Source organism: Arenibacter hampyeongensis (assembly GCF_002909255.1).
Classification (GTDB): domain Bacteria; phylum Bacteroidota; class Bacteroidia; order Flavobacteriales; family Flavobacteriaceae; genus Arenibacter; species Arenibacter hampyeongensis.
Genome location: NZ_PIOB01000007.1, coordinates 193,850 through 217,526, shown reverse-complemented (window position 1 = coordinate 217,526; position 23,677 = coordinate 193,850). Strand labels below are relative to the sequence as shown.

Sequence of the window (23,677 nt, the reverse complement as noted above, 5' to 3'; positions counted from 1 at the left end):
GATATCTTCCCGGCCCGTTCTTTCGATTTCTTTTTCTGCACCATATCCCTGTTCCCAAAAATATGGCGCGCTGTCTTTACAATATATCAATGAACTTAATTCTCTCTGTTCGTTCGCCCTGTCTCCCAAAGCGGCTGCAAATGTACAGCCTTTTTTTAATCCGCCAAGCTTTTTTCGAAAAAAATCATCTTTCTTTCTTCAGGGCGGCCAGGGAAACAAAAAACATATGAACGTGGCGCTCCAAACACCATTCCCGCGGACTCCGACTTTGCTTCGTTAGCGGGGTGCAAATCTACCACCCTTTTTTAAATCCACAAGGATTTTTCAAAACTTTTTTCGCCTTTTTCGAACCGCCGCGCACAACCCGCTGTCAACAAGCATTTTGCGCACCGAAACCCGGCACAAAAAGGGAAAACAATTTAACGCTTTTTTCCCGGACCGCAAAACGGCCGACCGTTAAAAATGCCCCGGGGGCGCATTAGGCCTGCCCGAGGGCAGGCAGGGGCGGAGAGGCTTCCCCCAACCAGCGAAAGGGACAAAGCAGAGCACCCGGACCGACATAGGGAGGGAACGCGCAATACATTACATTAAAATTGTTCTTGAAATATAGGGAACTCTTAACCCCTACTCCTTAGACCTATTCTGGTCTTTCCAAATATTGGTGAGTGTAGCATAATCGTATTCCAAAACGGAAGGCTGCCGTTCCAAACTGAAATCCGCAAAGGCCCGTTGCAGAATATCCTCTATAAGGTAATCCTCATGCACCATGTCCGGATGAAACTCTTCCTTAATACTAATGCTGAACATTTTGGCAGTGGTATTGTACCAAAAGGCACGCCAGCCACTTCGCAACTCTTTTACCAGATCAAAAGCCGTAATCCCCGTCTGCCTATAAATCAACTTTACCAAAATTTGCCCTTCGGTACGTGTCAGTTTTTTTAATTCCTCTGAAAATTCGTCCTCAATAAATTTTTGAACCTTGCGGGTAAACCTTCTTTTATGTGAATTCCTCTTAATATGCTCCAAACTGTCATTAAGTTCCACCAACCGCTCAGCAGCCAATTTGGCATAAGGATACACCTTCATGGTCTTCCTTCTTAATATATAATACCTTAACTTATCGTTATAAGAGGAGAATTTGAGCCTACCAAATACATAAACCTCATTTAAGGCTATTGAGCTTTGGAGAACGGAGTCGCCCTCCATTATAATATATTGCTGGGCCAAGGAATCCAATGTTTCTTCCGGCACCTGTGCCATACCTACAAATCCCAATATCCCATAAAGTATTACCAATAATCTTTTTCTCATTGAACCCTAAAATACAAAAGCCTTGCCAAAATTAATGATAAAGAAAGCAGCTTGCTATTAAATAAAAGTGAATATTGTTAAGTTTGTATTCAAAACACATATACGTAAATGAGCGCAAAAAAGATTCTTACCAAAAAATCCATAGATTTTTTAGAAAAATATTTAAACAATGCCTCCCCCACAGGTTACGAATGGGAAGGGCAAAAATTATGGATGGAGTATCTGAAACCATATGTGGATACCTTTATTACCGACACCTACGGTACTGCAGTGGGAGTTATAAATCCCGATGCCAAATACAAGGTGGTCATTGAGGGGCATTCCGATGAAATATCGTGGTATGTGAACTACATTACCGATGAAGGATTAATATATGTAATCCGCAATGGTGGTAGCGACCATCAAATTGCGCCTTCCAAATGGGTCAACATACACACCAAAAAAGGGGTCGTAAAGGGAATATTTGGATGGCCAGCCATACATACTAGGGACAGTTCCAAGGAAGAATCCCCTAAATTGGACAACATTTTTATTGATGTAGGTGCTAAAGACAAAGCGGAAGTAGAAAAACTTGGCGTACACGTTGGATGTGTTATTACCTATCCAGATACCTTTCAAATCCTCAACAAGAATAAATTTGTCTGTAGGGCCATAGACAACCGCGTTGGAGGTTTTATGATTGCCGAAGTAGCTAGACTACTTAAGGAAAACAAAAAGTCACTTCCTTTTGGACTTTATATTACCAATGCCGTACAAGAAGAAATTGGATTAAGAGGTGCCGAAATGATTACTCAGACCATAAAACCGAACATTGCCATAGTGACCGACGTTTGTCACGATACCACCACGCCCATGATCGAGAAAAAGAAACAAGGACATACCCTAATTGGTGCTGGCCCTGTTATTTCTTACGCCCCTGCGGTACAAAACAAACTTCGGGAGCGGATTATTGAAACTGCTGAAGCCAATAAGATTCCTTTTCAGCGTATGGCGGCCTCAAGATATACTGGTACGGATACCGATGCCTTTGCCTACAGCAATGGTGGGGTTGCTTCCGTTTTAATATCGCTACCCCTTAGATATATGCATACCACAGTAGAAACGGTTCATAGGGATGATGTTGAAAATGTTATTCGATTGATTTACGAATCTTTATTGAACATAAAAGAAGGGGAAACTTTTAGCTATTTTGAATAGTCCTTTGACAAATCCTCCCCAAACGGGAGGATTTTTTATTTTAAATCTATTAGCCCTAATTAAAAATATAGCTTTGTTATGGACGAATTGATAGACATATTGGATGCTAATGGAAATTATACTGGTAAATCCATCATGAAATCCGAAGCACATAAAAAGGGGCTTTACCACCCCAGTATACATGTTTGGCTATTTACCAAAAATGGGGAAGTCCTAATTCAGCAACGGGCCAAAAAAAAGGATACCCATCCAGCACTTTGGGATGTTTCGGTAGCCGGACATATAGGTGCCGGTGAGGATGTAGTGGTCTCCGCCATTAGGGAAGTAAGGGAGGAGATCGGACTTGATATTTCAGAAAAAGAACTGCAAAAAATAGGCGTGTTTAAATACAGCTACCAACATCATAAGGATTTATTGGACTGCGAATTCCACCATACTTTTTTAAGCGAACTCAAATTACCAATAGCAATGCTTAAAATGCAGGACACAGAGGTGGACGATCTTACCCTAATTTCAATCCCTGAATTCCGTAAAGAATTAGAAAGCAATGTGATTTCCAAGAAGTACGTGCCTTACGAAATGGAATACTATGAAACTGTATTAAATGCGATAAAAAAACGACTATAAATTATTCAAAAAATCCTCCGGTTTATCCAAACTATAGGTTTCCTGTCCGCCTTTGACCATGTCCTTTACCACAAAGGAATTGCTGGCCAATTCCTGTTCCCCGATCAAGACAACAAAAGGAACATTCCTATTATTGGCATATTTCATCTGTTTCTGCATCTTGGCATTGGAAGGATATAGATCACATTTCACACCTGCTTTCCTAAGACGATTAACAAGTTTTAAGGAGGTCAACGCTTCCCTGTCCCCAAAATTAACACAGAGCACCTGTAAGGATTGATCAATGGCTTCCGGAAAAAGCCCCAGCTCCTCCAATACCAGATAAATGCGATCCAGGCCAAAGGATATGCCTACCCCACTAACATCTTTTAGACCGAAGATTCCGGTAAGGTCATCATAACGACCACCTCCACCTATAGACCCCATGCTTACCCCTTCAGGAGCTGCAACCTCAAATATAGCCCCTGTGTAGTAATTAAGCCCCCTGGCCAAAGTAACATCTATTTTTAGATTTGCAGATTGCAGTCCAAGTTCTTCCATAGTGGTGATGATGAAGCTAAGCTCTCCCACCCCTTTGGCCCCCTCCTCGGAATCCTTTAACAAATCACTTAAAACCGATAGCTGCTCCAGGTTACTTCCTCTTAATGCGAATAAAGGAGCGGCTTTTTCAATGGCAGCATCAGAAATGCCCTTTTCCCTCATTTCTTTGGATATTCCTTCAATCCCTATCTTATCCAATTTATCCAAGGCCACTGTGAAGTCGATCAACTTATCACGTTCTCCGATTACCTCGGCAATTCCTGCCAATATCTTTCTGTTATTAAGTTTGATTGTTACTCCTTCCAATTTCAAGTCTGTGAATACGGCATCGTACAATTGCACCAGTTCCACTTCCTGTAAAAGGGAATCCGAACCCACTACATCTGCATCACACTGGAAAAATTCACGAAAACGACCTTTTTGAGGTCTATCGGCACGCCATACGGGCTGGATTTGATATCTTTTAAAAGGAAAATCCAATTCGTTTTGATGCATTACCACATAACGGGCAAAGGGCACGGTGAGGTCATAGCGCAGCGCCTTCTCGGAAATCGAAAATGAAATTTTTGAAGTTTGATGTTTCAAGAAATTTCCAAAAGCTTCCTTTAATATTGGCAATAAACCAAACGTCTCTATATCTTCATTATCCCCAAAATTAGAATGAACATATAGGTTTAATAATCTCTCAATATAATAACTGTAATCCCCTGGTGAGAAGGAGGCCAATCTATCTTTATATTCCGGTATCAAAAAATCCTTGGTTTCCTGTGTGAAATTTCGATTACTATAATCGTCTAATTCCTTAAATGATTCTGCTCTTAATTTAATTTCCGAATAAATATCCTTTAATATTATTTCAACTTGAACATATTCTTTGAAAAAACCAGGATCCACTTTATTCAAAAAATCCCCGGAATTAAGAATTTTAAATATCAATCGATCGCCTTCATCCCCATATTTCCCCATTAAGGTTTCGGAGTTTTCAAAGGACGGCGTCTCAATAGGCTGAAACCCGTAGGTCTGAAAATGCTTTTTTACCACATCGAAAATATAATTTCTCTTATTGACTTCGGATGGGGAAAAATCCCTGGTTCCTTTGGGTATGGATGGTTTCTGTGCCATTGTTTTTTAAATCTGATGTAAATATAGTGGATTGTGAAACTTTGCTTATTAGGGAATAAGTTTAATTAACCTATTAAATCCTCGAACCATTGGTAAAGTTCTCCTTTGGTAATAACGGCGCCCTGTTTAATTAAATTAAACTTATCCAGGTTTTTATCTTCCGTATACGCCTTGGAGGCGGTTAGGTATTCCACAAAATCGGATTGGTAATTTTTTCTGAACCAGGAAAAGCCCTCTTTGGTACTTAGATCTATATCAGGGTTCATCACCTTTACCGAGATAAGCTTCATTTCCTTTTCTTCTGTACTGAAAAAATGCATCTGCTGGGCAGAGATATTTTCCAAGTACTTTACTTTGGCCAAAACACCTTCCCAAATTAAATCGCTAAAAATATCAAGTTCCTCCTCCGCTACTTCCGGTTTTTCTTTCTTCAGTGTATCCCATTCGTCACCTGTGATGGATTGGGTAGCCAAAAAATTAATGAATTCCTGATGCAACTCCTCCAACTGCTCTCTTGTTAGTCTAGTATATTTCATTTTTAATAATTGAATGGCCCTTTAAACATTCACTGATCATACAATGAATTTTAACAAAGCTCTAAAGAACTGCAAAAATAAAAAGGCTGTGGGATTTGCACAGCCTTTTAAATATTAAATTATAATTATTTTAGAATATATAGCGTAAGCCAAATTGTGCTTGCCATCTGGACAATAATCCACTATCATATCCATAGGTTTTGGTAACGCTGGAATCAAAAGTATAAGTGGGGGTGTTGGTGTTGGGATCAACATTCACCCCAATTGGGCTAATATTATTGGCCTGTTGAACCAAACCCCAATCCGAGCTTATTAAGTTTCCAACATTCAATACATCTATACTAAACTGGATGGTGTTAGTTTTATCACCTGCCACCTGAAAATTATAATCCTGCAATAATTTCATATCCCAACGCCCCCTCCAAGGTGCCGTAGCTCCATAACGTTCCATATATTCACCCCTGTGGTCCCTTAGATAATCATCTTGACGAATGTAAGCCTCAAAAGCTTCTGCCTGTCCAGCTCCCGAAAACTGCATCTGCCCCAATTCTGCAGCGGTAGGAATATATAATAGATCGTTATTCTGGAAAGAACTATCATTATTAATATTGCCAGCATAAGTATAATTATACCTTCCCCCTTGGGCATATTCAAAAAAAGTAGATATGGTGGTAGCCCATGTGTCCCCGCCATATTTAAACTGCTTGGACAATACACCAATAAAGCGATGTGCATCACCATATTTTGAATAGGCAAGAACGTCGTTATTGGCATTTCCCAAGTTTGGATTAAAATCGAAGGCATCACCGGTAATCTCGGCCTCGATGGAATTCACATCTTTTGCATTCAAATAACTATATGCTATACTAGTGTACAATCCGTTGGAAAAGGTTTTTTGCCCCTTTAAGGCAACACTCCAAATTCTCCCTTTATCCGAATTTGTAAATACATATGCATTATTGCCCTTGTCCGATGCTGCATATACAGGTCTATTGTCCCCGGGGGCATTCAAAGTTCCTGTAGGATTTCGCATTCCCCAGTTCTGCACATGTGCTGCATTGATATCTTTGGTATAAGAAACGTCGACTGTTCCAATAATTCCATTTTCTAATCTTTTATCCAATCCTAAATTGGTTCTCCACACTTGGGGGAATTTAAAATCCGGATCAACCAATTGTAAAAAACCGTCATCGGCCCCGCTTACCTGATTTCCTATCCAAACAAATGGCAACCTCCCGGTAAATATTCCGGTACCCCCCCGAACCTGAGTTGCACTTTCACCGTCCACTTCCCAATTAAACCCCAGTCTGGGAGAAATCAACCAATCATTGGTAGGCATTTTTGTAGAATTAAGAAACACCTCTTCCCCTTTATTGGGATTATAATAGGAAATGGAATTATCTCTAGTGGCCCCGTTATCCGTATCAATAAATTTCTGAATCAGGTTCCCAGTATTAAAATAAAGTGGCTTATCGAACCGAATCCCGTAAGTTAATTTGAAATTATTGGTAGTATTCCATTCGTCCTGAACATAAAATGCCAACTGACCTACATTGAGTTCGGACAATTTCCAACCCCCGTCGTTTCCTATACCTGAAGCTGTTCGTGAATTAAAAACATTTTGGGCATATGCTAAATTAGTAGCCAGTACTCCATTAGCATTGTTGGCATCTGCCAAAAAAGTTGCCACATCCGGATAAGCACCAAATGTTCCGTAATACGAAGATGCCCCAAAATTATCGTATGCCGTTAAATTAAAAGAGTTTTGAAATTCGAACTTTTCAAATGAAAAACCTACTGTATAAGTGTGGTCGCCTTTAAAAAAACTAAGATTATTGGTTAATTGAAATACCTTTTGATCCAATAAGTTATTAATGGAGAAAGGTTCATGACCAGCAATAATGTAGTTACCATTGTTGCCGTCCTGAATGGTAATGATTGGAGCAGGAACAGACAGTGGTACCCTGAAATCATCAAAATGGGAATACCCAATCTGTAATTTATTAATGGCCTCGTCGGAAAGCGTTGAATTGAGCTCCAGTTGAATAGACTTTAGCTTATTATTAATTTCGTATCCTGCATTTTCAAACTGTAAAGTTGAAAAGTTAGGTCCTCTTGGCGAAAATGCTGTTGGATGTGCTGGTTTTTCCTTGGAAGCATTTAAAAAATTATAAATTATAGCCAGTCTATTGTTATCATTAATATTCCAATCCAACTTAAAGATACCCTTGGTAGATTTGGCTCCGAAAGTAAACCCCTGATAAGCGCCAGTATTATATCCCAAGACGGACAATGCAGATTGAACAGATATTAGATCGCTCTCCAAAACACGTGATTCATTTACAGCACCAGAATTTGTATTAGGTATCCAGCCATTTGTACCCAGATCATCCCTTTCCTCCTTTTCGAAGTTAACGAAAAAGAAAAGTTTATTTTTGACTATAGGACCTCCCAGGCTAAATCCATATTGATTTTGTTTTAAAGTCGGTTTTACAACATCCTCACCTTTCACCTTACTCCCGGTTAAATCCTGGTTTCTGTAAAAGCCATAAGCAGTTCCATGGAATTCATTGGTTCCACTTTTGGTAACCGCATTTACTGAAGCCCCGGTAAACCCCGATTGAGTTACATCGTAAGGAGCAGTGGAAACCTGAATTTGATCTATGGCATCCAAAGATATGGGTTGGGCATCAGTTTGTCCACCAGGTGTTGGCGCATCCAAACCAAAAGGGTTATTAAATATAGCTCCGTCCAAGGAAAAATTATTGTACTGATCATTTCGGCCCCCAAACGAATTTCCACTGGCCGTAGGTTCCAGTCTAGTAAAATCTGAAGCCGATCTGGAAATTGTAGGAAGCCTAGTCAATTCCCTGCGGCCAACACTGGTCTCAGATCCCGTCCTATCGCTCCCAAAAGTACCGGTCCCCCGATCGGAAACCACGATTACTTCGTCCAAAGCCTGGTCGTCAGACATTAATTTAACCTCTATATTCTGGGTTTTCCCCAAGGTCAGAAAAATGTCGTTATCTGTTTGGGTTTTAAAACCAATAAAGGATATGGTAACTTCATAGGGCCCGCCAACCCTAAGGTTAAGCAAATTAAACCTACCGTCCTCATTGGTAATGGCTCCATACTTGGTACCTGTTGGGGTATGTATTGCCACAATGTTGGCCCCCAGCAATGGAACATCTTCATCATCAAGAACAACCCCCCTAATATTGGAGGTGGTTACCTGTGCAGAGAGCATAAGGCCACAGCAAACAAAAGATATGACTAGAAGAATCTTTTTCATGATATTTTCTGTTTTGAGTTAGTAATCAAGTTATTACCTATAAAAATAGCACAAAAAAAGGCCACATTTCTGTGGCCTTTTAAATAATTATGTAAAAGCTATTAACTTTTTGCCTCTGCAACTACTTCAAATGGAAAATCGACTACCACATCTCTGTGCAATCTTATTTGAGCATTGTAAGGACCAGTCCTTTTAACTGCACCGCCTTGTATAGAAATATATTTTCTATCCAAAGAATGTCCAGCTTTTTCCAAAGCATCGGCCAAATCTATATTGGTAATAGATCCAAACAATTTATCTCCTGCACCAGCTTTAGCGGCAATCTTGATTTCCAATTGCTTAATTGCTTCTGCAGTCTTATTGGCAGCATCAACAATTTTCTTCTCTTTGTGAGCTCTTTGTTTTAAATTTTCGGCCAATACTTTCTTGGCAGATGGTGTAGCTAACGAGGCCAATCCTCTAGGTATAAGGTAATTTCTACCAAAACCATTCTTTACTTTCACCAAATCATCTTTAAAACCTAAGTTCTGTACGTCTTCCTTTAATATAAGTTCCATCGTCCGTTTCTTTTTATTTTAATAAATCGCCAACATATGGCATTAAAGCTAAATGACGCGCTCTTTTTACAGCAACGGCCACTTTACGCTGATATTTCAAGGAAGTTCCAGTAAGTCTTCTTGGAAGCAATTTACCTTGCTCATTTACTAACTTTATTAAAAAATCAGGATCTTTGTAATCTATATATTTAATACCTGATTTTTTGAAACGACAATATTTCTTTTGAGTATTGGTCTCTATATTAAGAGGAGTAAGATATCTGATCTCTCCATCTTTTTTACCTTTTGCTTGTTGTTCTATTGATGCCATAATCCTTACGCTTTAGCTTTTAACTTTGTTCTTCTTCTCTCTGCCCATGATACGGCATGCTTGTCTAATTTCACAGTCAGACAACGCATAATTCGCTCGTCCCTTCTGAATTCCAATTCATAAGGGGCAACGACGTCGCCTTCAGCTGTAAACTCGAACAAATGGTAAAAACCACTTTTCTTGTGTTGGATAGGGTAGGCCAATTTCTTTAGCCCCCAGTTTTCTTTGGCTACCATTTTGGCACCTTTGTTAATTAAGAAATCCTCAAATTTCTTAACTGTTTCCTCTATCTGAACATCAGATAGAACGGGATTTAAAATGAAAACAGTTTCGTAATTGTTCATATGTTTAAAATTTTTTAAGTGTGCAAAAGTAATTATTTTTTATTCATATCACAAGAAAATGGGAAAATCTTCGTTATACCTAGAACAAACATAATATTGAACTTAACCAAAAACAATTAAAACTATGGTCATTGCCATTTACACAACAATTACTGCAATGTTTACAACTTTTGTTGTACATCAGCATGATTTTTAAGTACTTTGTCGATGATTTAACCCCACAAATCAACCATTTATGAAATTAAGAAGCATTATCGTGGACGACTCGTCCATGCAGCGGATGGCAGTTGCCAAACTGGTGAACAACCATCCGAATCTGGCTTTGGTAGCTGAGTACAGTAATGCCATTGAAGCCAAGAACGGCATCAAAAACAATGAAATCGATTTAATTTTCCTAGATGTAGAGATGCCAATTATCACAGGATTCGACCTATTGGAGTCCCTAGATAACAGCCCTCAGGTGATTTTGATTACTGGTAAACCTGATTATGCCCTAAAGGCATTTGATTACGATGTAACGGATTACCTTCACAAGCCTATTACCTTATCGCGTTTTGACGCCTCTGTTAAGAGAGCCGTTGCAAAATACGAACAAATCAATAAGGTAACGGAAGATGAAGAACATATCTTTGTTAAGAGTAACCTAAAGAAAAGAAAGGTTATATTAAACGAGATAAAATGGATTGAAGCCTTGGGCGACTATATAAAATTAGTTACGGATGAGGCCAATATCGTAATTTTATCAACAATGAAATCTTTTGAAAAACAGTTGCCGGAAGACAAGTTTTTAAGAATTCACAAATCCTATATTGTTAACTTGGAGAAAGTGGAGAAGTTTAACAGCAAAAATGTAGAAGTTAGCGGAAAACAAATACCTCTAAGTAGAAATAAGAAGACGGAATTGGCAGAGGCCCTAAATAATTTTTAGGTATTAAATGTGATCTACGTTGTAGATTACCCGAACACCTCTGTAATATGAGATAGCATTAAAGGATTTTTCAATTCTTTTAATGCTATTTTTTGTTTTGACCAAAGAGAATTTACCTCCGATCTTGATGATAATGTTTTTGATATACTGATTGCGAATTCTTGCCACTGGAGGATATTCGGGGCCCAATACATTTTCGCCGAAAATATTTCTTAACGACTTGGCAAACCACTCCGCTGCATCATTGAGTTTATTGTAGTCCTTGTGCTTAAAAGTAATTTTAATGATTCTGTTTATAGGGGGATACTTGTACTGTTCCCTTTCATAAACCTGTTCCATAAACATGCCATCGTAATCACTAGTGGTCACTTGCTGCAAAATCCTGTGATTTGGATTATAACTCTGGATTATCACCTTGCCTCTTTTCTTGGTCCTCCCTGCCCTACCGGCCACTTGTGTCAGTAATTGAAAACTTCTTTCGTGGGCCCTAAAATCGGGAAAGTTCAACAATGAATCCGCATTCATGATTCCTACTAGATTTACATTCCTAAAATCCAAGCCCTTGGTCAGCATTTGCGTTCCGACCAAAATGTCAATTTCCTGCTGCTCAAAAGATGTGATGATCTTCTCATAACCATGTTTCCCCCGAGTGGTGTCCAAATCCATTCTTCCAACATTGGCTTTCGGGAACAAGTCGTTTAGTTCCTGTTCCACTTGTTCGGTTCCGAATCCTTTGGTATCCAAAGTAGCATTCCCACAGGCTTGGCAGCTTGTCTGCAGGGCAATGTGATAGCTACAATAGTGACAGCGCAATTGTTTTTTAAATTGATGGTAGGTTAAGCTTACGTCACAATTTGGACATTGCGGAGCATGACCACATGTGGTACACTCCATTATGGGGGCAAATCCCCTTCGGTTTTGGAATAGAATAACCTGCTCCCCGTTTTCCAAGGTTTCCGCAATTTCTTCCAGTAGCCGCTCAGAAAAATGTCCTTTCATCCTTTTTTTTCGGGACTGTTCCTTAATATCTACCAATTCCATTTCCGGCATAAGCACATTGCCATATCTTCGATCTATACGGGCGTAGCCAAATTTGGTGGTCTTTACATTATAAAAACTTTCTACACTGGGAGTGGCCGAACCCAATAAAATATCGCTACCATGCAAATTACCCAAAACTATGGCGGCGTCCCGTGCATGATATCTGGGTGCTGGGTCATACTGTTTAAAAGAACTTTCATGTTCCTCATCCACGATCACCAATCCCAACTCTTTAAAAGGTAAAAACAAAGCTGATCTTGCCCCTATTACAATCTGTGCTTTTGGTTTATTTTCAAGTACATTATTCCAAACCTCTACCCTCTCCTGCACATTATATTTAGAATGATAAACGGCCACTTTTTCACCAAAATAGGCCTGCAATCTAGAGATCAACTGGGTAGTAAGTGCTATTTCAGGTAGTAGGTAGAGCGCTTGCTTACCTTTACTTAAATACTCCTCTATTAACTTAACGTATACCTCAGTTTTCCCCGAAGAGGTTACTCCATGTAAAAGCACCACCTTGTTATCTTTGAAGTATGCCTTTATATTCCCTAAAGCCGCAAGCTGATGATCATTTAAGGATTTCAAAGTATTGTTCCCATCTTCCCCCTCATAAACCACCCTATCCGTTTGAACAAAATGCTCCTCTAAAATACCCTTATCTATCAAAGTTTTAATGATCGCACTGGAACTATTGCTCGCCTTTTCCAAATCGCCCACTTTTACAGGCTTCTTTGTCGTGGCCTGTAATTGGAACAGTGAGAGAACAACTTGACTTTGTTTAGGTGCCCTGGTTAAGCTATTCAACAATACTTCCAAATTTTCTTCGGACCTGTGGTTTATCCCCAATTGAACATATCGGACCAATTTGGGCTTATACTGCTCAAACATTTCTTCCTTGAGAAGGATAATATTCTTTTTGAGCAATCTGTTTAATACTGGGATGATATTCTTTTTGTCCAGAATATCACTTATTTCCTGGACTCTTAGTATGGATTGATGCTGCAATGCCTCAAATACCAGAAATTCGTCATCCAACAAGTCGTTTTCCTCTATTATTGCCCCATCGTTCTTAAGTATTAAAGTTTCACTTTCCAGCAACAATGCACTTGGTACTGCAGAGCGGAAAACTTCCCCAATGGAGCACATATAATATTGGGCCAACCATTGCCAAAATTTAAGTTGAATACTAGTAACCAAAGGGTATTCGTCCAGGACTTGATCTATCCCCTTAGCTTCGTACACGGTGGGAGCGGTGTTGTGAATTTCGAACACCAAGGCAGTATATATTTTTGACTTCCCAAAAGGAACGGCCACCCTCATTCCCGGTTTTAAAATTTTCACCTCTTCCTCGGTAACCTTATAGGTGAAGAGTTTTTCTATTGGAATGGGTAAAATAACATTGATAAAATCCTGCATATTCCCTTAACTTCTATCCTTCCACCCTTATCCAGGTCTGGGTACGATAAATGAATGCCAGATACCCTCTTACCTTTAATTCGTCCGGATTATCCGGGTTTAACCACAACTTGCACCTAAAGGTCATTGCCTGTTCCGGATCGAACAGTGTTTTTCCTTTCCATTCCCCATTGCCTATGTGTTCCACATCTTCAATAATTTTCATACCTACAATTGGCTGATCTTTTCTATCACCTTCACATTTCACACATACCTCATTTTCTCTGCCTTCCTCCAAAATCTCCACCACATGGCCGTACATAAGTCCGTCTTGCTCATAAATACTGATAATAGCTTTGGGAAAACCGGTTCTATCGTCGATCGTCTTCCATTTTCCAAATATGCTCTGTGCCGAACAGCACATTGAAAAAAGTACAAAAACACCACACATTGCCCACCTATTCACTTCCATCATGTTTTTCATATTTTTTCCTTAACGAGTTTAATGAGGCATTTAATTCGAACCCCAGTAGCAAGATATTGGAATTTAACCAGATAAAGACCAATAATATCAACAAACCACCCAAAGCCCCATACAATTCATTATATCTGGCAAATTTCTCAACATAAACCCCGAATAGGTAAGACGTCAATATAAAAAGTAAGGTAGTCATTAAAGCCCCAGAGGAAAAAAACTTGGCTTGCCTTCCCTCTTTTGTTCCAAAATAATATAAAATCGCGGTAATAAAATAGGCCAGCAGCCCTAAAAACAGAAACTTACCCCATTGCACCAAAACAAATTCGCTTTGATCCACCTCCAATTCCATTCCCCTATGGGTTATATCGTGTAAGCCTATAAGCACATAGGCCTCGAAATAAACAAATATGACAGCCCCAAACAAAAGCAGGATAGACAACATTAACCCTACCAATAAGGCATAACCATACTGCTTAAAAATATTGCGGTTGAGACTTACGTGATAAGAATTTTCAAATCCCCCAAAAATGGCATTCACCCCATTGGCCATTAAAAAAATTGAAGTAATAAAAGCGATAGCCGATGACAATACGTCCCCTCTTTCCTGTTGACTTATCTGCACGTAAATTTCACTAAAATATTCGCCAGTTGCCGAAGGTAGAAATGATTCCAAAAAAATTAAGAATTCTGTATCGAAATCTGAATTTCCCACAGAAACATAGGGAATAATGAACGGAATCAGAGTAACTAAGAAAATAAGCAATGGAAATAGGGCCAAAAACAAACTAAAGGCTATGGAACTGGCTCGTGTAGACAAAGCTCCCTTCACAATCCCCATTATATACATCTCAATCAGGTCATAAAAGGAAAGCCCCTCAAACGCTGGCAACTTAACCTTTTTCATTAAACCCACTATCCAATTTACTAAGGGAATCTTCTCTAGTTTACTTTCAATTTCCAAGGACATCTATACTGCTTTAAGACTAAGGTCCATATTGTAGATAGAATGGGTCAAGGCACCCGATGAGATAAAATCTACCCCACACTCAGCATATTTTCTAATAGTTTCCTCATTTATTCCGCCTGAAGATTCCGTTAGACATTGATCACCTATCATTTTTACCGCTTTCCTGGTATCCTCAAAGCTAAAATTATCCAATAGAATTCTATAAATTCCGTCGGACTTCAAAATAATTTCTACCTCGCTTAGGTTCCTAGCTTCCACAATTATCTCTAAATCCAGATTCTTGTCCTTAAGATATTTCCGTGTTTTTTCAATGGCTTTGGTTATACCCCCGGCAAAATCAATATGATTATCCTTTAACATAACCATATCATACAGGGCAAATCTATGATTTTCACCTCCGCCAATTTTAACGGCCCATTTTTCAAGTGCCCTTATACCCGGTGTGGTCTTTCGCGTATCCAATATTTTGGTGTCCGTTCCCTGCAAAAGTTTTACAAAATAGTTGGTCTTGGTGGCAATAGCACTCATTCTTTGCATAGCATTTAAAACCAATCTTTCCGCTTTAAGAATACTTTGTGAACTTCCAGATACATAAAAAGCAATATCTCCAAATTTCACCGATGCCCCATCATTAATAAGCACCTCCACCTCTAAATTCTTATCAACATATTGAAAGACCAGTTTAGCAAAATCTACCCCCGCAATAATCCCCTTGTCCTTGACCAATAGCTTTGCTTTACCCGTTGCTGAGGCAGGAATGCACGCTAGCGAGCTATGGTCCCCGTCACCCACATCTTCCCTAACGGCATTTTTTATAATAAGACCAAGCTCTGTTTTAAATTGTTCCTCTGAAATCATGCAATTCTTTTTCCTTGCTAATTTACTAAAATGTTTGTCCAATTCCTCCCTTGTTTTTTCATTGAAAGACGAAATGTTTTAAATGTAATAGACCAAATAGACTATTTACATTGTATACTATTCCCAATTAAAAAAAGAGATCTTCCAAGAATTGTAGTTCTAAACCCTGAAGCTTCTTTTTGGAATTAGAAAATTGCATATTACATTTGCTTATGACCATAAAACTTCTAGTACTGGGAAAAACGGATAGTGCTCAATTAAGTCAATTAATTGAAGAATATCAAAATAGGCTAAAACACTATATAAAGTTTGAACTGGAAATAATCCCAGATATCAAGAATACCAAAAATCTGTCAGAAAAGCAACAAAAGGAAAAAGAGGGGGACGCCATTTTAAATAAGCTGAACCCAACCGATCTGCTGGTGCTTCTAGATGAAAACGGAAAACAAAGGACCTCATTGGAATTCTCTGAATACCTCCAAAAAAACATGAATTCCGGCATAAGGCAACTCGTATTTGTTGTTGGTGGTCCTTATGGTTTTAGTGAAGCCGTATATCAAAAATCCCGCAGTAAAATAAGTTTATCAAAAATGACATTTTCACATCAAATGGTGCGGTTGTTTATAGTGGAGCAATTGTACAGAGCCTTCACCATATTAAGAAATGAACCCTACCACCACCAATAGTTCAGGGCAATTGAACAAGAAAATTTTAAATAAATAAGTACAAAAAAAACTGCCTAAAAGTGAATTTCAGGCAGTTCTTCATGTATGATTACTAATTATAATCTAATATAGGACCCTAAATTTAATAGTATTATCTATTTTTTTAAGGGCCTTTAATACATCCTTGTTATACTCTTTGTCCAAATCCGAAATTACATATCCTACTTCATTATCTGTGGAAAGATACTGTCCAGATATGTTCATATCGTAACGTGCCAAAACTTCGTTGATTTTCGCCATAACCCCAGGAACATTCTTGTGAATATGTAAAAAACGATGCGCATTGACCTGTTTAGGCAGTCTAATATTTGGAAAATTGACAGCATCGACAGTATTCCCAGAATTTATATAATCCATTATTTTGTTAGGAACAAAATCAGCAATATCGCGCTGTGCTTCCTCGGTACTGCCACCAATATGGGGAGTTAGAATAACGTTCTCCAAACCTTTAAGTTCGGTTAGAAACTCACCATTACTTCGTGGCTCCTCTGGAAAAACATCTATTGCCGCACCAGCAATTTTACCACTTTTAAGCGCGTTGGCCAAGGCCTCAATATCTACCACAAATCCTCTTGAAAGATTTACAAATAATGCGCCATCCTTCATTTGGTTAATTTCCCTTTCCCCTATAAAATTCTTATTGGCCTTGTTATCATCAATATGTAAGGTGACTACATCCGATACATTTAACAAATCCTCCAAAGTACTGCACTTAGTGGCGTTACCCAAAGCCAATTGATCGCCCACGTCATAGTAATAAACGCGCATTCCCAAGGCTTCGGCCAATACCGACAATTGCTTTCCAATATTACCGTAGCCCACAATTCCAAGGTTTTTACCCCTAACCTCTTTTGAATTGGCTGCAGTTTTATTCCATTGGCCACCATGAATTTCAGTACTTCGTGGAAATATGCTCCTCATCAACATGATGATCTCACCAATAGCCAATTCAACAACAGACCTTGTATTGCTATATGGGGCGTTAAATACAACGACTCCTTTTCTCTTACAGGCATCCAAGTCTATTTGGGTAGTACCTATACAGAAAGCACCGACTACCATTAACTTGTCCGCAGCAGCCAAAACATTTTTGGTAACCTGGGTCTTGGAGCGTATTCCCAAGACATGCACTCCTTTTATTTTTTCGATCAGCTCTTCTTCCGTTAAACTATGTTTTAACAGTTCTACGGAAAACCCTTCCTCAGAAAGGGTATCGAAGGCATTTTGATGGACATTTTCCAACAATAAAATCTTAATTCTATTCTTTGGGTAGGAAATTTTTCTTGGCAACTTGTTCACAAATAAAAATTCATCTAAATTAGGTGTAATATAGTCTGCGTTTCTCGCAGCCTTTTCTCTATGCACATTCTCGGTATATGCGAAAAATTTATCCGCAATACCTGCTTCGCGCATTACATAATCACTATAACCGTCTCCAATTACCTGTACTTCCCCTTGTAGATCCAAGTTTTTTAAACAGGCAATTTTACCGTTGTGCAAGGCTAAAACATTATCCTCGTCAAATCCAATTATCTTCCCGTTTTCGTCAAATCTAAAAGTATTTGCATAAACTCGATCGGCAGGAATATTGTATTCAGCAACTATGGGGTCTATAAACTCTTTAAAACCGCAGGAAATAACATAAATATCATCTGAATAATTATGAAAAAATTCCTTATTGGATTCTATTGACTTGGATATCTTCTGGCGTAGTAGCTGGACCAAATTGTCCAAATCGTCTTTATGGGCGTTTAATAACTTAATTCTTTTTTCCAAAGATTGGGTAAAGGAAATATCCCCATCTATACCCAAATTAGTTATTTTCTGAATTTCCCGAATAATTTCATCCTTATCCGACCTTCCATTTAGCGTAATTTCCGCTAAAACATCCAGCGCCTCTACCCTAGTTAGGGTACTATCAAAATCAAACACATATTTTCTGCCTGCCGCAACCATTGAATCTGAATTTTAAGGGGCAAAAGTATGAATAATTTTTGTCCAACTTCCTATACTTGTTAAGAAAAGTAATCGACCCTTGGATTTTCACCTTAATATGTGAGAAATTGATTTTTTTACATCCTTAAAATTGAGGAATTAATAAAATCTGCCTTCCCTACATCTCACAGGATATTTTTCAAATGGACAATTATTAGTGGTGGGCATAAATTTATATTACGGCTATTGGCAGATATGATAGTCCTTGTTTAGGCATTCAGCCTTATCCTAGGTGCTTAAAAAAATTAAACCCGCTAAAATTGCAAGTCCAAAACTCAATAAGGTACCGATCAATATATATTCGGTGAGCTTTCTTGAGTTACTTTCCTTAAGATCATTAAACCTAAAAACCGATTTGGCTGTTATCAATAAACCTATGGCCTCCCATCTTCCCAAAATAATAAAGACCAATACAAACAATCGTTCAATTATGCCAATGTACTTTCCTGCATTGGGAAGGGATTTATGATCCAACTCTATTCTGTCCGACATACCTTCCAGTAATTTTGCCATGATGATGGAAGCTGGATAACTTACAAATACCACTGCTGTAACCAATGGCCAATTTATTTCTTTTATAAGACCTATGGTATTACCTAATAGATCAGAATTAAACGCACAGCAATAAAGTACAACAAGATGTAATGTCTGGTCTATAAAAAATGGAATGGATTTATTTTTAAAGTAAGGATTGGCATATATTTTTGATAGGTCTATAATATAATGTGACATTGCTATTATTACTGCCCACCACCATAGTTTTATGTCCCACAAGAGCAGCATGGTAACAACTAAATGAATCAAAATATGCAGGTATAGGTATATGGAGGCAATTTTGTTGGCCTCTTTATGCACTACCCATTTGGTGGGTTGAAATAGAAAATCGCCCAGAAGATGGGCCAACAAGAGTTTAGTGAACAATATCATTCGTTAATATGTTTTAGATTTTCTTGGTAATATGCCAAAATATCCAACACCAAATCCATCCTAGCCCGCTTTAAGCGCTGGCTTACCGCCGATTGCCTTATCTTTAATTGATCCGCAACCTCTTGTTGGGAAACGTTCGGTTTTTCCAGTGACAAACTTACCATCTGTGCAGAAACGGTAGACCAATCGTCCATAAAATTCAAGGCTAGCTTCAACATTAGGTTCAAGGTATTATCCCTATCTTCATTACCGGTTACTATGGCCAAATTAAGCTTTTGCTCTTTTAAGGTTTCAAAAATTCTTCCGGAACGTTGATAGGCCTTTCCGTTGGATTGGCTCACACTACTACCTACAAAGGTTTCAGACCCCAGGCCTATGCCCATTCTTACATCCAGCTTATTGATGGTTTTAATAAGAGCCTTAATCCGTATCGCCATTTGCAAGGCTCTTTCTGGAGTTGTCCTTATTTGAAATTCATCGCCTCTATAAATTTCCCAATCCGTCGGTGTTTCCCCTTGTAGCCCAAGATATGGTTTTAGAATACCCATCCATTCCGAGGCCTCATAGCGGTCAGAATTAATAATATCCCCTGTAATTATTGCAATCATATATAAGTTAAAACGCTAATATATAAAAATATAAGTTAAAACGCTAATATTATTAATTATAAGTTAAATAGCTTATGTTGTAATCATTAAAACCAACGGCGAACCATTACACAATACTTTTGAAACTCTTTACCAAATTTCTTTGTCAATACCTCCTCCTCGGGAATAATCTGAAAGGTATTCATATAAAATACAAAACCGGCCGCCAAAAGAGTATTAAAGGCATTGCCCAAATACAAACCCCAGGCCAAAAGAAGAAGCAATAAAGCCAAATACATTGGATTTCTGGAATACTGATAAAGGCCACCAGTAACCAATTTGGATACCTTTGACGGCGCAAGGGGGTCTATACTGGTTTTAGACCTAAAAAACTGAAGCAATGAAACAATCCCAATTAAAAGTGCAAGAAAACAAAGCAAATACATTAAGTAATTTCGACCAAAAAAATCAAAATAACCCACTGGTAAATAATTGGCCAATAGATACATAAACAATCCGAACAGGAAAGTGACTACAATGGGTGGTATTTTTAACTTCATAAAATATAAAAAGATAAGGCAATAAAATTACTACTTTTAGACATTCTAAATTAATTTGCCCCAAAAGATAATCAGCCCAAAAATGAAACAACAATAAAAATCATATTGAATGCAATTGGTATTTGCAACACATAATAGCAACAAACTAAAAGAGGTTCAAGTCCTATTTCCCAAGGAGATAGAGCTGCTGTCTTTGGAAGACATTGGCTGTTTGGATGAAATTCCGGAAACCGCAACCAATTTGGAAGGCAATGCAATCATCAAGGCCAATTTTGTCACTGAAAATTATGGCTACCCGTGTTTTGCAGACGACACCGGACTTTTAGTGGATGCTTTGGATGGGGAGCCAGGGGTATATTCAGCACGGTATGCAGGTGAACAAAAAAACGCCGATGACAACATGGACAAGTTAATGCTCCTATTGCAAGACCAACCCAACCGATCGGCGCATTTCAAAACTGTAATCGCCCTAAATCTAAACAATGAAACGTTACTTTTCAAAGGAATTGTGAATGGTGAAATAACCACTACAAAAAAAGGTGAAAAAGGTTTCGGATACGACCCTATTTTTAAACCCAAAGGATATGACCAAACTTTTGCAGAATTACCTTTGTCCGTAAAAAACGAAATAAGTCACCGGGCAAAAGCAATACAACAATTACTTGCATTTTTCAAAAACTACAATGATGGCAAAAAATAATTCCGTGGAAAGATCCAAATCTATCCCTAAAATACTACAACGTACGGAAACCGTTGGAGGAATACTTATTGCTGTTTTTGCAGCATTCATGGCCATAGCGGAACTTGTAAACAACAATTTGGAGGAAGAGATGATGATTTCCCACAACAAATTAGTAAACTATTCCAATTGGTACCAGTCCAAAAGTATTAAACAAAGCCTAAAGGAAAGCGAGCTGGATTATTTGAATGTACTCATGGAAACCGGAATAATACCCGATGATCGAATAAAAAATGTTCAAGCAAAAATAGTGCAGACCAAATCCTTGGTATTAAAATACGAGGCAGAAAAAACAGAGATACTAGTAGGCTCATCCAATGTTCCAAGAGAACATTGGTCACAAGACCTTGACGGGGAAATGGGGAAGATCATAGGAATAAATGAATGGGAAAAGCTGACCCAGGATTATGATTCTGCCACCCAGAAATTTGACCTGGGAAAATTATTTTTTCAAATCTGTATTGTATTGGGCGCCGTTTGTATCATAATCCATGACAACAAAAAATTACAAAAAAACTTCATTGCCCTAATGTTGGTATTTGGTGCCATTGGAATTGTAATCTCCATATACGGATTTACCTTGGCCCCATAAAACCTTAAAAAACCACTTCTAAAATAAAATATTTTAATTGAAAAATAAACAGTACCTTTGCCGCTTCAATTAACGCCGCTGGTATAGCATGTGTTGCGCTGAGTCTAAATAGGTTATAAAAATAATCGCTCTATGCAACATACATATTTGCGATTATTTAAAACATATTATGACAAAATTTGAAGCATTAGGGCTAAAACAGTCCCTATTAAATGCTATTTCTGATTTAGGATTTGAATCGCCTTCAGAAGTACAAGAAAAAGCTATTCCTATCTTATTGGAAAGCGAAACCGATTTAGTGGCATTGGCCCAAACAGGAACAGGTAAAACTGCCGCCTTTGGATTCCCACTAATTCAAAAAATCGATAGTGCAAGTAGGACTACCCAAGGGTTGATCCTATCCCCTACTAGGGAACTTTGCTTGCAAATCACCAATGAGCTTACATTGTATTCCAAATATGAAAAAGGGGTCAATGTTGTTGCAATCTATGGTGGCGCAAGTATTACCGATCAGGCCAGACAAATTAAAAGGGGTGCCCAAATAGTTGTGGCTACTCCAGGTAGAATGAAGGACATGATTGGTCGTGGCTTGGTGGATATTTCCAAAATTGACTATTGTATTCTTGATGAGGCCGATGAAATGTTGAATATGGGCTTTATGGAGGATATCAAAGATATTCTTTCCAATACCCCAAAAGAAAAGTCAACTTGGTTGTTTTCTGCTACTATGCCAAGAGAAGTCTCGGTGATTGCCAAGAAGTTCATGCACAGTCCGCAAGAAATTACAGTAGGAACAAAAAATTCAGGTGCAAGTACGGTACAGCACGAATACTACGTTGTTGGTGGTCGAGATCGTTATCCAGCTCTAAAAAGATTGGCAGATACCAATCCTGACATATTCTCCGTTATTTTCTGTAGAACCAAAAGGGACACTCAAAAAGTGGCCGAAAAGTTGATAGAGGATGGTTACAACGCAGGTGCTCTTCACGGGGATTTAAGTCAAAACCAAAGAGACTTGGTAATGAATTCCTTCCGTAAGAAGCAAATACAAATGTTGGTTGCAACTGACGTAGCAGCTCGTGGTATTGATGTTGATGATATAACGCATGTAATCAATTACCAATTACCTGATGAAATAGAAACCTATACCCACCGTAGTGGACGTACAGGAAGAGCTGGTAAATCTGGGATTTCCATGGTAATCATCACCAAAAGTGAACTTAGGAAAATCAAGGCTATCGAAAACAAGGTTCAACAATCTTTTATTTCCAAAAAAATTCCTACTGGAATGGAAATCTGTGAGATACAGCTTTACCATTTGGCCAATAAAATTAAGGATACAAAAATTAACGAAGAGGTAGATAACTACTTACCAGCCATTAATGATGTACTTCAAGGTATAGACCGAGAAGAACTTATCAAAAAAATAATCTCGGTAGAATTTACCCGCTTCTTTAATTATTACAACAAAACCAAAGATTTAAATACCTCTGATTCCGGAGAACGTGGCGATCGTGGGGAAAGAGGACGATCAAGAGACGGTGATAGCCGAATCCCAGCGGATGGCAATGTTAGATATTTCATCAATGTTGGCGAAAAGGATGGCTATGATTGGATGACTTTAAAGGATTTCTTAAGGGACACGGTTAATTTAGATAAGGATGATATCTTTAAAGTTGACGTAAAGGACAGTTTTTCGTTCTTTAACACAGATGCATCCGCTACCGAAGCGATTTTAAAAACGTTTACCGAATTTAAGGTAGACGGAAGGTTTGTCAACGTAGAAGTATCCAAAAGCCCAGGCGGAGGCGGCGGAGGCGGCCGAGGAAGACGAGACAGAAGCCGAAGTGGTGGTGGAAGTTATTCCAGAGACAATGATAGAAACAAAGGAAGAAGAAGGGATAGAAGTGACTCCAAAGGAGGCTCCTCCAGTAGTTCAGGAAACAGAAGAAGTAAACGAAAAAGTGATTCCTATTAGTTAATTCTATATTAAAAAAATACGCTTCGGCGTATTTTTTTAGTTAGTTTACCAATTATAATCATCGA

General features: G+C 38.5%; 23 protein-coding genes. 8 read left to right on the top strand and 15 right to left on the bottom strand.

Features of this window, described 5'->3' with window-relative positions:
• On the top strand, positions 1-280 hold a 280-nt coding region (locus tag CWD91_RS22900; protein ID WP_205164654.1), incomplete at its 5' end, for a hypothetical protein.
• Positions 281-624: 344 nt separating this feature from the next.
• Here CWD91_RS22900 and CWD91_RS17115 read toward each other — a convergent pair.
• Positions 625-1,311 (bottom strand): DUF4294 domain-containing protein, encoded by a 687-nt coding sequence (locus CWD91_RS17115; RefSeq protein WP_103442181.1) that lies wholly within the window; start codon positions 1,309-1,311, stop codon positions 625-627.
• A 108-nt stretch (positions 1,312-1,419) separates the two neighbouring features.
• On the opposite strand from CWD91_RS17115, the gene CWD91_RS17110 reads away from it, so the two are divergent.
• Both CWD91_RS17110 and CWD91_RS17105 read left to right on the top strand, forming a co-directional pair.
• On the top strand, positions 1,420-2,508 hold the full coding sequence (locus CWD91_RS17110) for a M42 family metallopeptidase (RefSeq protein ID WP_103442180.1): 1,089 nt from the start codon (positions 1,420-1,422) through the stop codon (positions 2,506-2,508).
• A 78-nt stretch (positions 2,509-2,586) separates the two neighbouring features.
• Positions 2,587-3,135, top strand: coding sequence for an NUDIX hydrolase (locus CWD91_RS17105; protein WP_103442179.1), 549 nt, complete (start codon positions 2,587-2,589; stop codon positions 3,133-3,135).
• On the opposite strand, the gene hisS is transcribed toward CWD91_RS17105, so the two are convergent.
• The 6 genes from hisS to rpsF form a co-directional block, all read right to left on the bottom strand.
• Positions 3,130-4,797, bottom strand: coding sequence for a histidine--tRNA ligase (gene hisS, locus CWD91_RS17100; protein ID WP_103442178.1), 1,668 nt, complete (start codon positions 4,795-4,797; stop codon positions 3,130-3,132). The two genes, CWD91_RS17105 and hisS, sit on opposite strands and share 6 nt — an antisense overlap.
• A gap of 65 nt (positions 4,798-4,862) precedes the next feature.
• On the bottom strand, positions 4,863-5,333 hold the full coding sequence (locus CWD91_RS17095; RefSeq protein WP_103442177.1) for a DUF6495 family protein: 471 nt from the start codon (positions 5,331-5,333) through the stop codon (positions 4,863-4,865).
• Between the two features lie 130 nt (positions 5,334-5,463).
• Positions 5,464-8,625 carry a TonB-dependent receptor gene (locus CWD91_RS17090; RefSeq protein ID WP_103442176.1) on the bottom strand — a complete coding sequence of 1,054 codons (3,162 nt, stop codon included), beginning with the start codon at positions 8,623-8,625 and terminating at the stop codon, positions 5,464-5,466.
• A gap of 101 nt (positions 8,626-8,726) precedes the next feature.
• Complete coding sequence (gene rplI / locus CWD91_RS17085; RefSeq protein WP_103442175.1) at positions 8,727-9,182, bottom strand: 50S ribosomal protein L9; 456 nt, start codon at positions 9,180-9,182, stop codon at positions 8,727-8,729.
• 13 nt (positions 9,183-9,195) lie between these two features.
• Positions 9,196-9,495 carry a 30S ribosomal protein S18 gene (rpsR, locus tag CWD91_RS17080; RefSeq protein WP_192877690.1) on the bottom strand — a complete coding sequence of 100 codons (300 nt, stop codon included), beginning with the start codon at positions 9,493-9,495 and terminating at the stop codon, positions 9,196-9,198.
• 2 nt (positions 9,496-9,497) lie between these two features.
• Positions 9,498-9,836 carry a 30S ribosomal protein S6 gene (gene rpsF / locus CWD91_RS17075; protein WP_103442173.1) on the bottom strand — a complete coding sequence of 113 codons (339 nt, stop codon included), beginning with the start codon at positions 9,834-9,836 and terminating at the stop codon, positions 9,498-9,500.
• A gap of 235 nt (positions 9,837-10,071) precedes the next feature.
• Between rpsF and CWD91_RS17070 the strand changes: the two genes are divergently transcribed.
• Complete coding sequence (locus CWD91_RS17070) at positions 10,072-10,764, top strand: LytR/AlgR family response regulator transcription factor (protein WP_031444569.1); 693 nt, start codon at positions 10,072-10,074, stop codon at positions 10,762-10,764.
• 3 nt (positions 10,765-10,767) lie between these two features.
• On the opposite strand, the gene priA is transcribed toward CWD91_RS17070, so the two are convergent.
• Genes priA through nadC form a run of 4 tightly spaced genes read right to left on the bottom strand, consistent with a single transcriptional unit; the run spans position 10,768 to position 15,506 of the window.
• Positions 10,768-13,224 (bottom strand): replication restart helicase PriA, encoded by a 2,457-nt coding sequence (gene priA, locus CWD91_RS17065; RefSeq protein ID WP_103442172.1) that lies wholly within the window; start codon positions 13,222-13,224, stop codon positions 10,768-10,770.
• Positions 13,225-13,237: 13 nt separating this feature from the next.
• Complete coding sequence (locus tag CWD91_RS17060; protein ID WP_317045621.1) at positions 13,238-13,687, bottom strand: DUF2147 domain-containing protein; 450 nt, start codon at positions 13,685-13,687, stop codon at positions 13,238-13,240.
• Complete coding sequence (locus CWD91_RS17055) at positions 13,662-14,648, bottom strand: YihY/virulence factor BrkB family protein (protein ID WP_103442171.1); 987 nt, start codon at positions 14,646-14,648, stop codon at positions 13,662-13,664. Before CWD91_RS17055 ends, CWD91_RS17060 begins: the two co-directional genes overlap by 26 nt.
• Positions 14,649-15,506 carry a carboxylating nicotinate-nucleotide diphosphorylase gene (gene nadC, locus CWD91_RS17050; RefSeq protein ID WP_103442170.1) on the bottom strand — a complete coding sequence of 286 codons (858 nt, stop codon included), beginning with the start codon at positions 15,504-15,506 and terminating at the stop codon, positions 14,649-14,651.
• Positions 15,507-15,718: 212 nt separating this feature from the next.
• On the opposite strand from nadC, the gene rlmH reads away from it, so the two are divergent.
• Positions 15,719-16,192, top strand: coding sequence for a 23S rRNA (pseudouridine(1915)-N(3))-methyltransferase RlmH (gene rlmH, locus CWD91_RS17045; protein ID WP_103442169.1), 474 nt, complete (start codon positions 15,719-15,721; stop codon positions 16,190-16,192).
• Positions 16,193-16,294: 102 nt separating this feature from the next.
• On the opposite strand, the gene serA is transcribed toward rlmH, so the two are convergent.
• The 4 genes from serA to CWD91_RS17025 form a co-directional block, all read right to left on the bottom strand.
• Positions 16,295-18,187 (bottom strand): phosphoglycerate dehydrogenase, encoded by a 1,893-nt coding sequence (gene serA, locus CWD91_RS17040; protein ID WP_103442168.1) that lies wholly within the window; start codon positions 18,185-18,187, stop codon positions 16,295-16,297.
• A gap of 267 nt (positions 18,188-18,454) precedes the next feature.
• The gene (locus CWD91_RS17035; protein ID WP_103442167.1) at positions 18,455-19,153 is read right to left on the bottom strand and encodes a DUF3307 domain-containing protein; all 699 of its coding nucleotides are present in this window, start codon (positions 19,151-19,153) and stop codon (positions 18,455-18,457) included.
• A complete protein-coding gene (locus CWD91_RS17030; RefSeq protein WP_103442166.1) occupies positions 19,150-19,761 on the bottom strand; it encodes a SatD family protein in 612 nt (203 codons plus the stop codon). Before CWD91_RS17030 ends, CWD91_RS17035 begins: the two co-directional genes overlap by 4 nt.
• Positions 19,762-19,847: 86 nt before the next feature.
• Positions 19,848-20,300 carry a methyltransferase family protein gene (locus CWD91_RS17025; protein ID WP_103442165.1) on the bottom strand — a complete coding sequence of 151 codons (453 nt, stop codon included), beginning with the start codon at positions 20,298-20,300 and terminating at the stop codon, positions 19,848-19,850.
• Between the two features lie 109 nt (positions 20,301-20,409).
• Between CWD91_RS17025 and CWD91_RS17020 the strand changes: the two genes are divergently transcribed.
• The 3 genes from CWD91_RS17020 (at position 20,410) to CWD91_RS17010 (ending at position 23,609) form a co-directional block, all read left to right on the top strand.
• Entirely contained in the window at positions 20,410-21,000 is a 591-nt protein-coding gene (locus tag CWD91_RS17020) for a non-canonical purine NTP diphosphatase (protein ID WP_103442164.1), read from the top strand.
• The gene (locus CWD91_RS17015; RefSeq protein ID WP_103442198.1) at positions 20,987-21,631 is read left to right on the top strand and encodes a DUF4337 domain-containing protein; all 645 of its coding nucleotides are present in this window, start codon (positions 20,987-20,989) and stop codon (positions 21,629-21,631) included. Before CWD91_RS17020 ends, CWD91_RS17015 begins: the two co-directional genes overlap by 14 nt.
• 169 nt (positions 21,632-21,800) lie before the next feature.
• Positions 21,801-23,609 (top strand): DEAD/DEAH box helicase, encoded by a 1,809-nt coding sequence (locus CWD91_RS17010; protein WP_103442163.1) that lies wholly within the window; start codon positions 21,801-21,803, stop codon positions 23,607-23,609.
• The last annotated feature ends 68 nt before the right edge of the window (positions 23,610-23,677 follow it).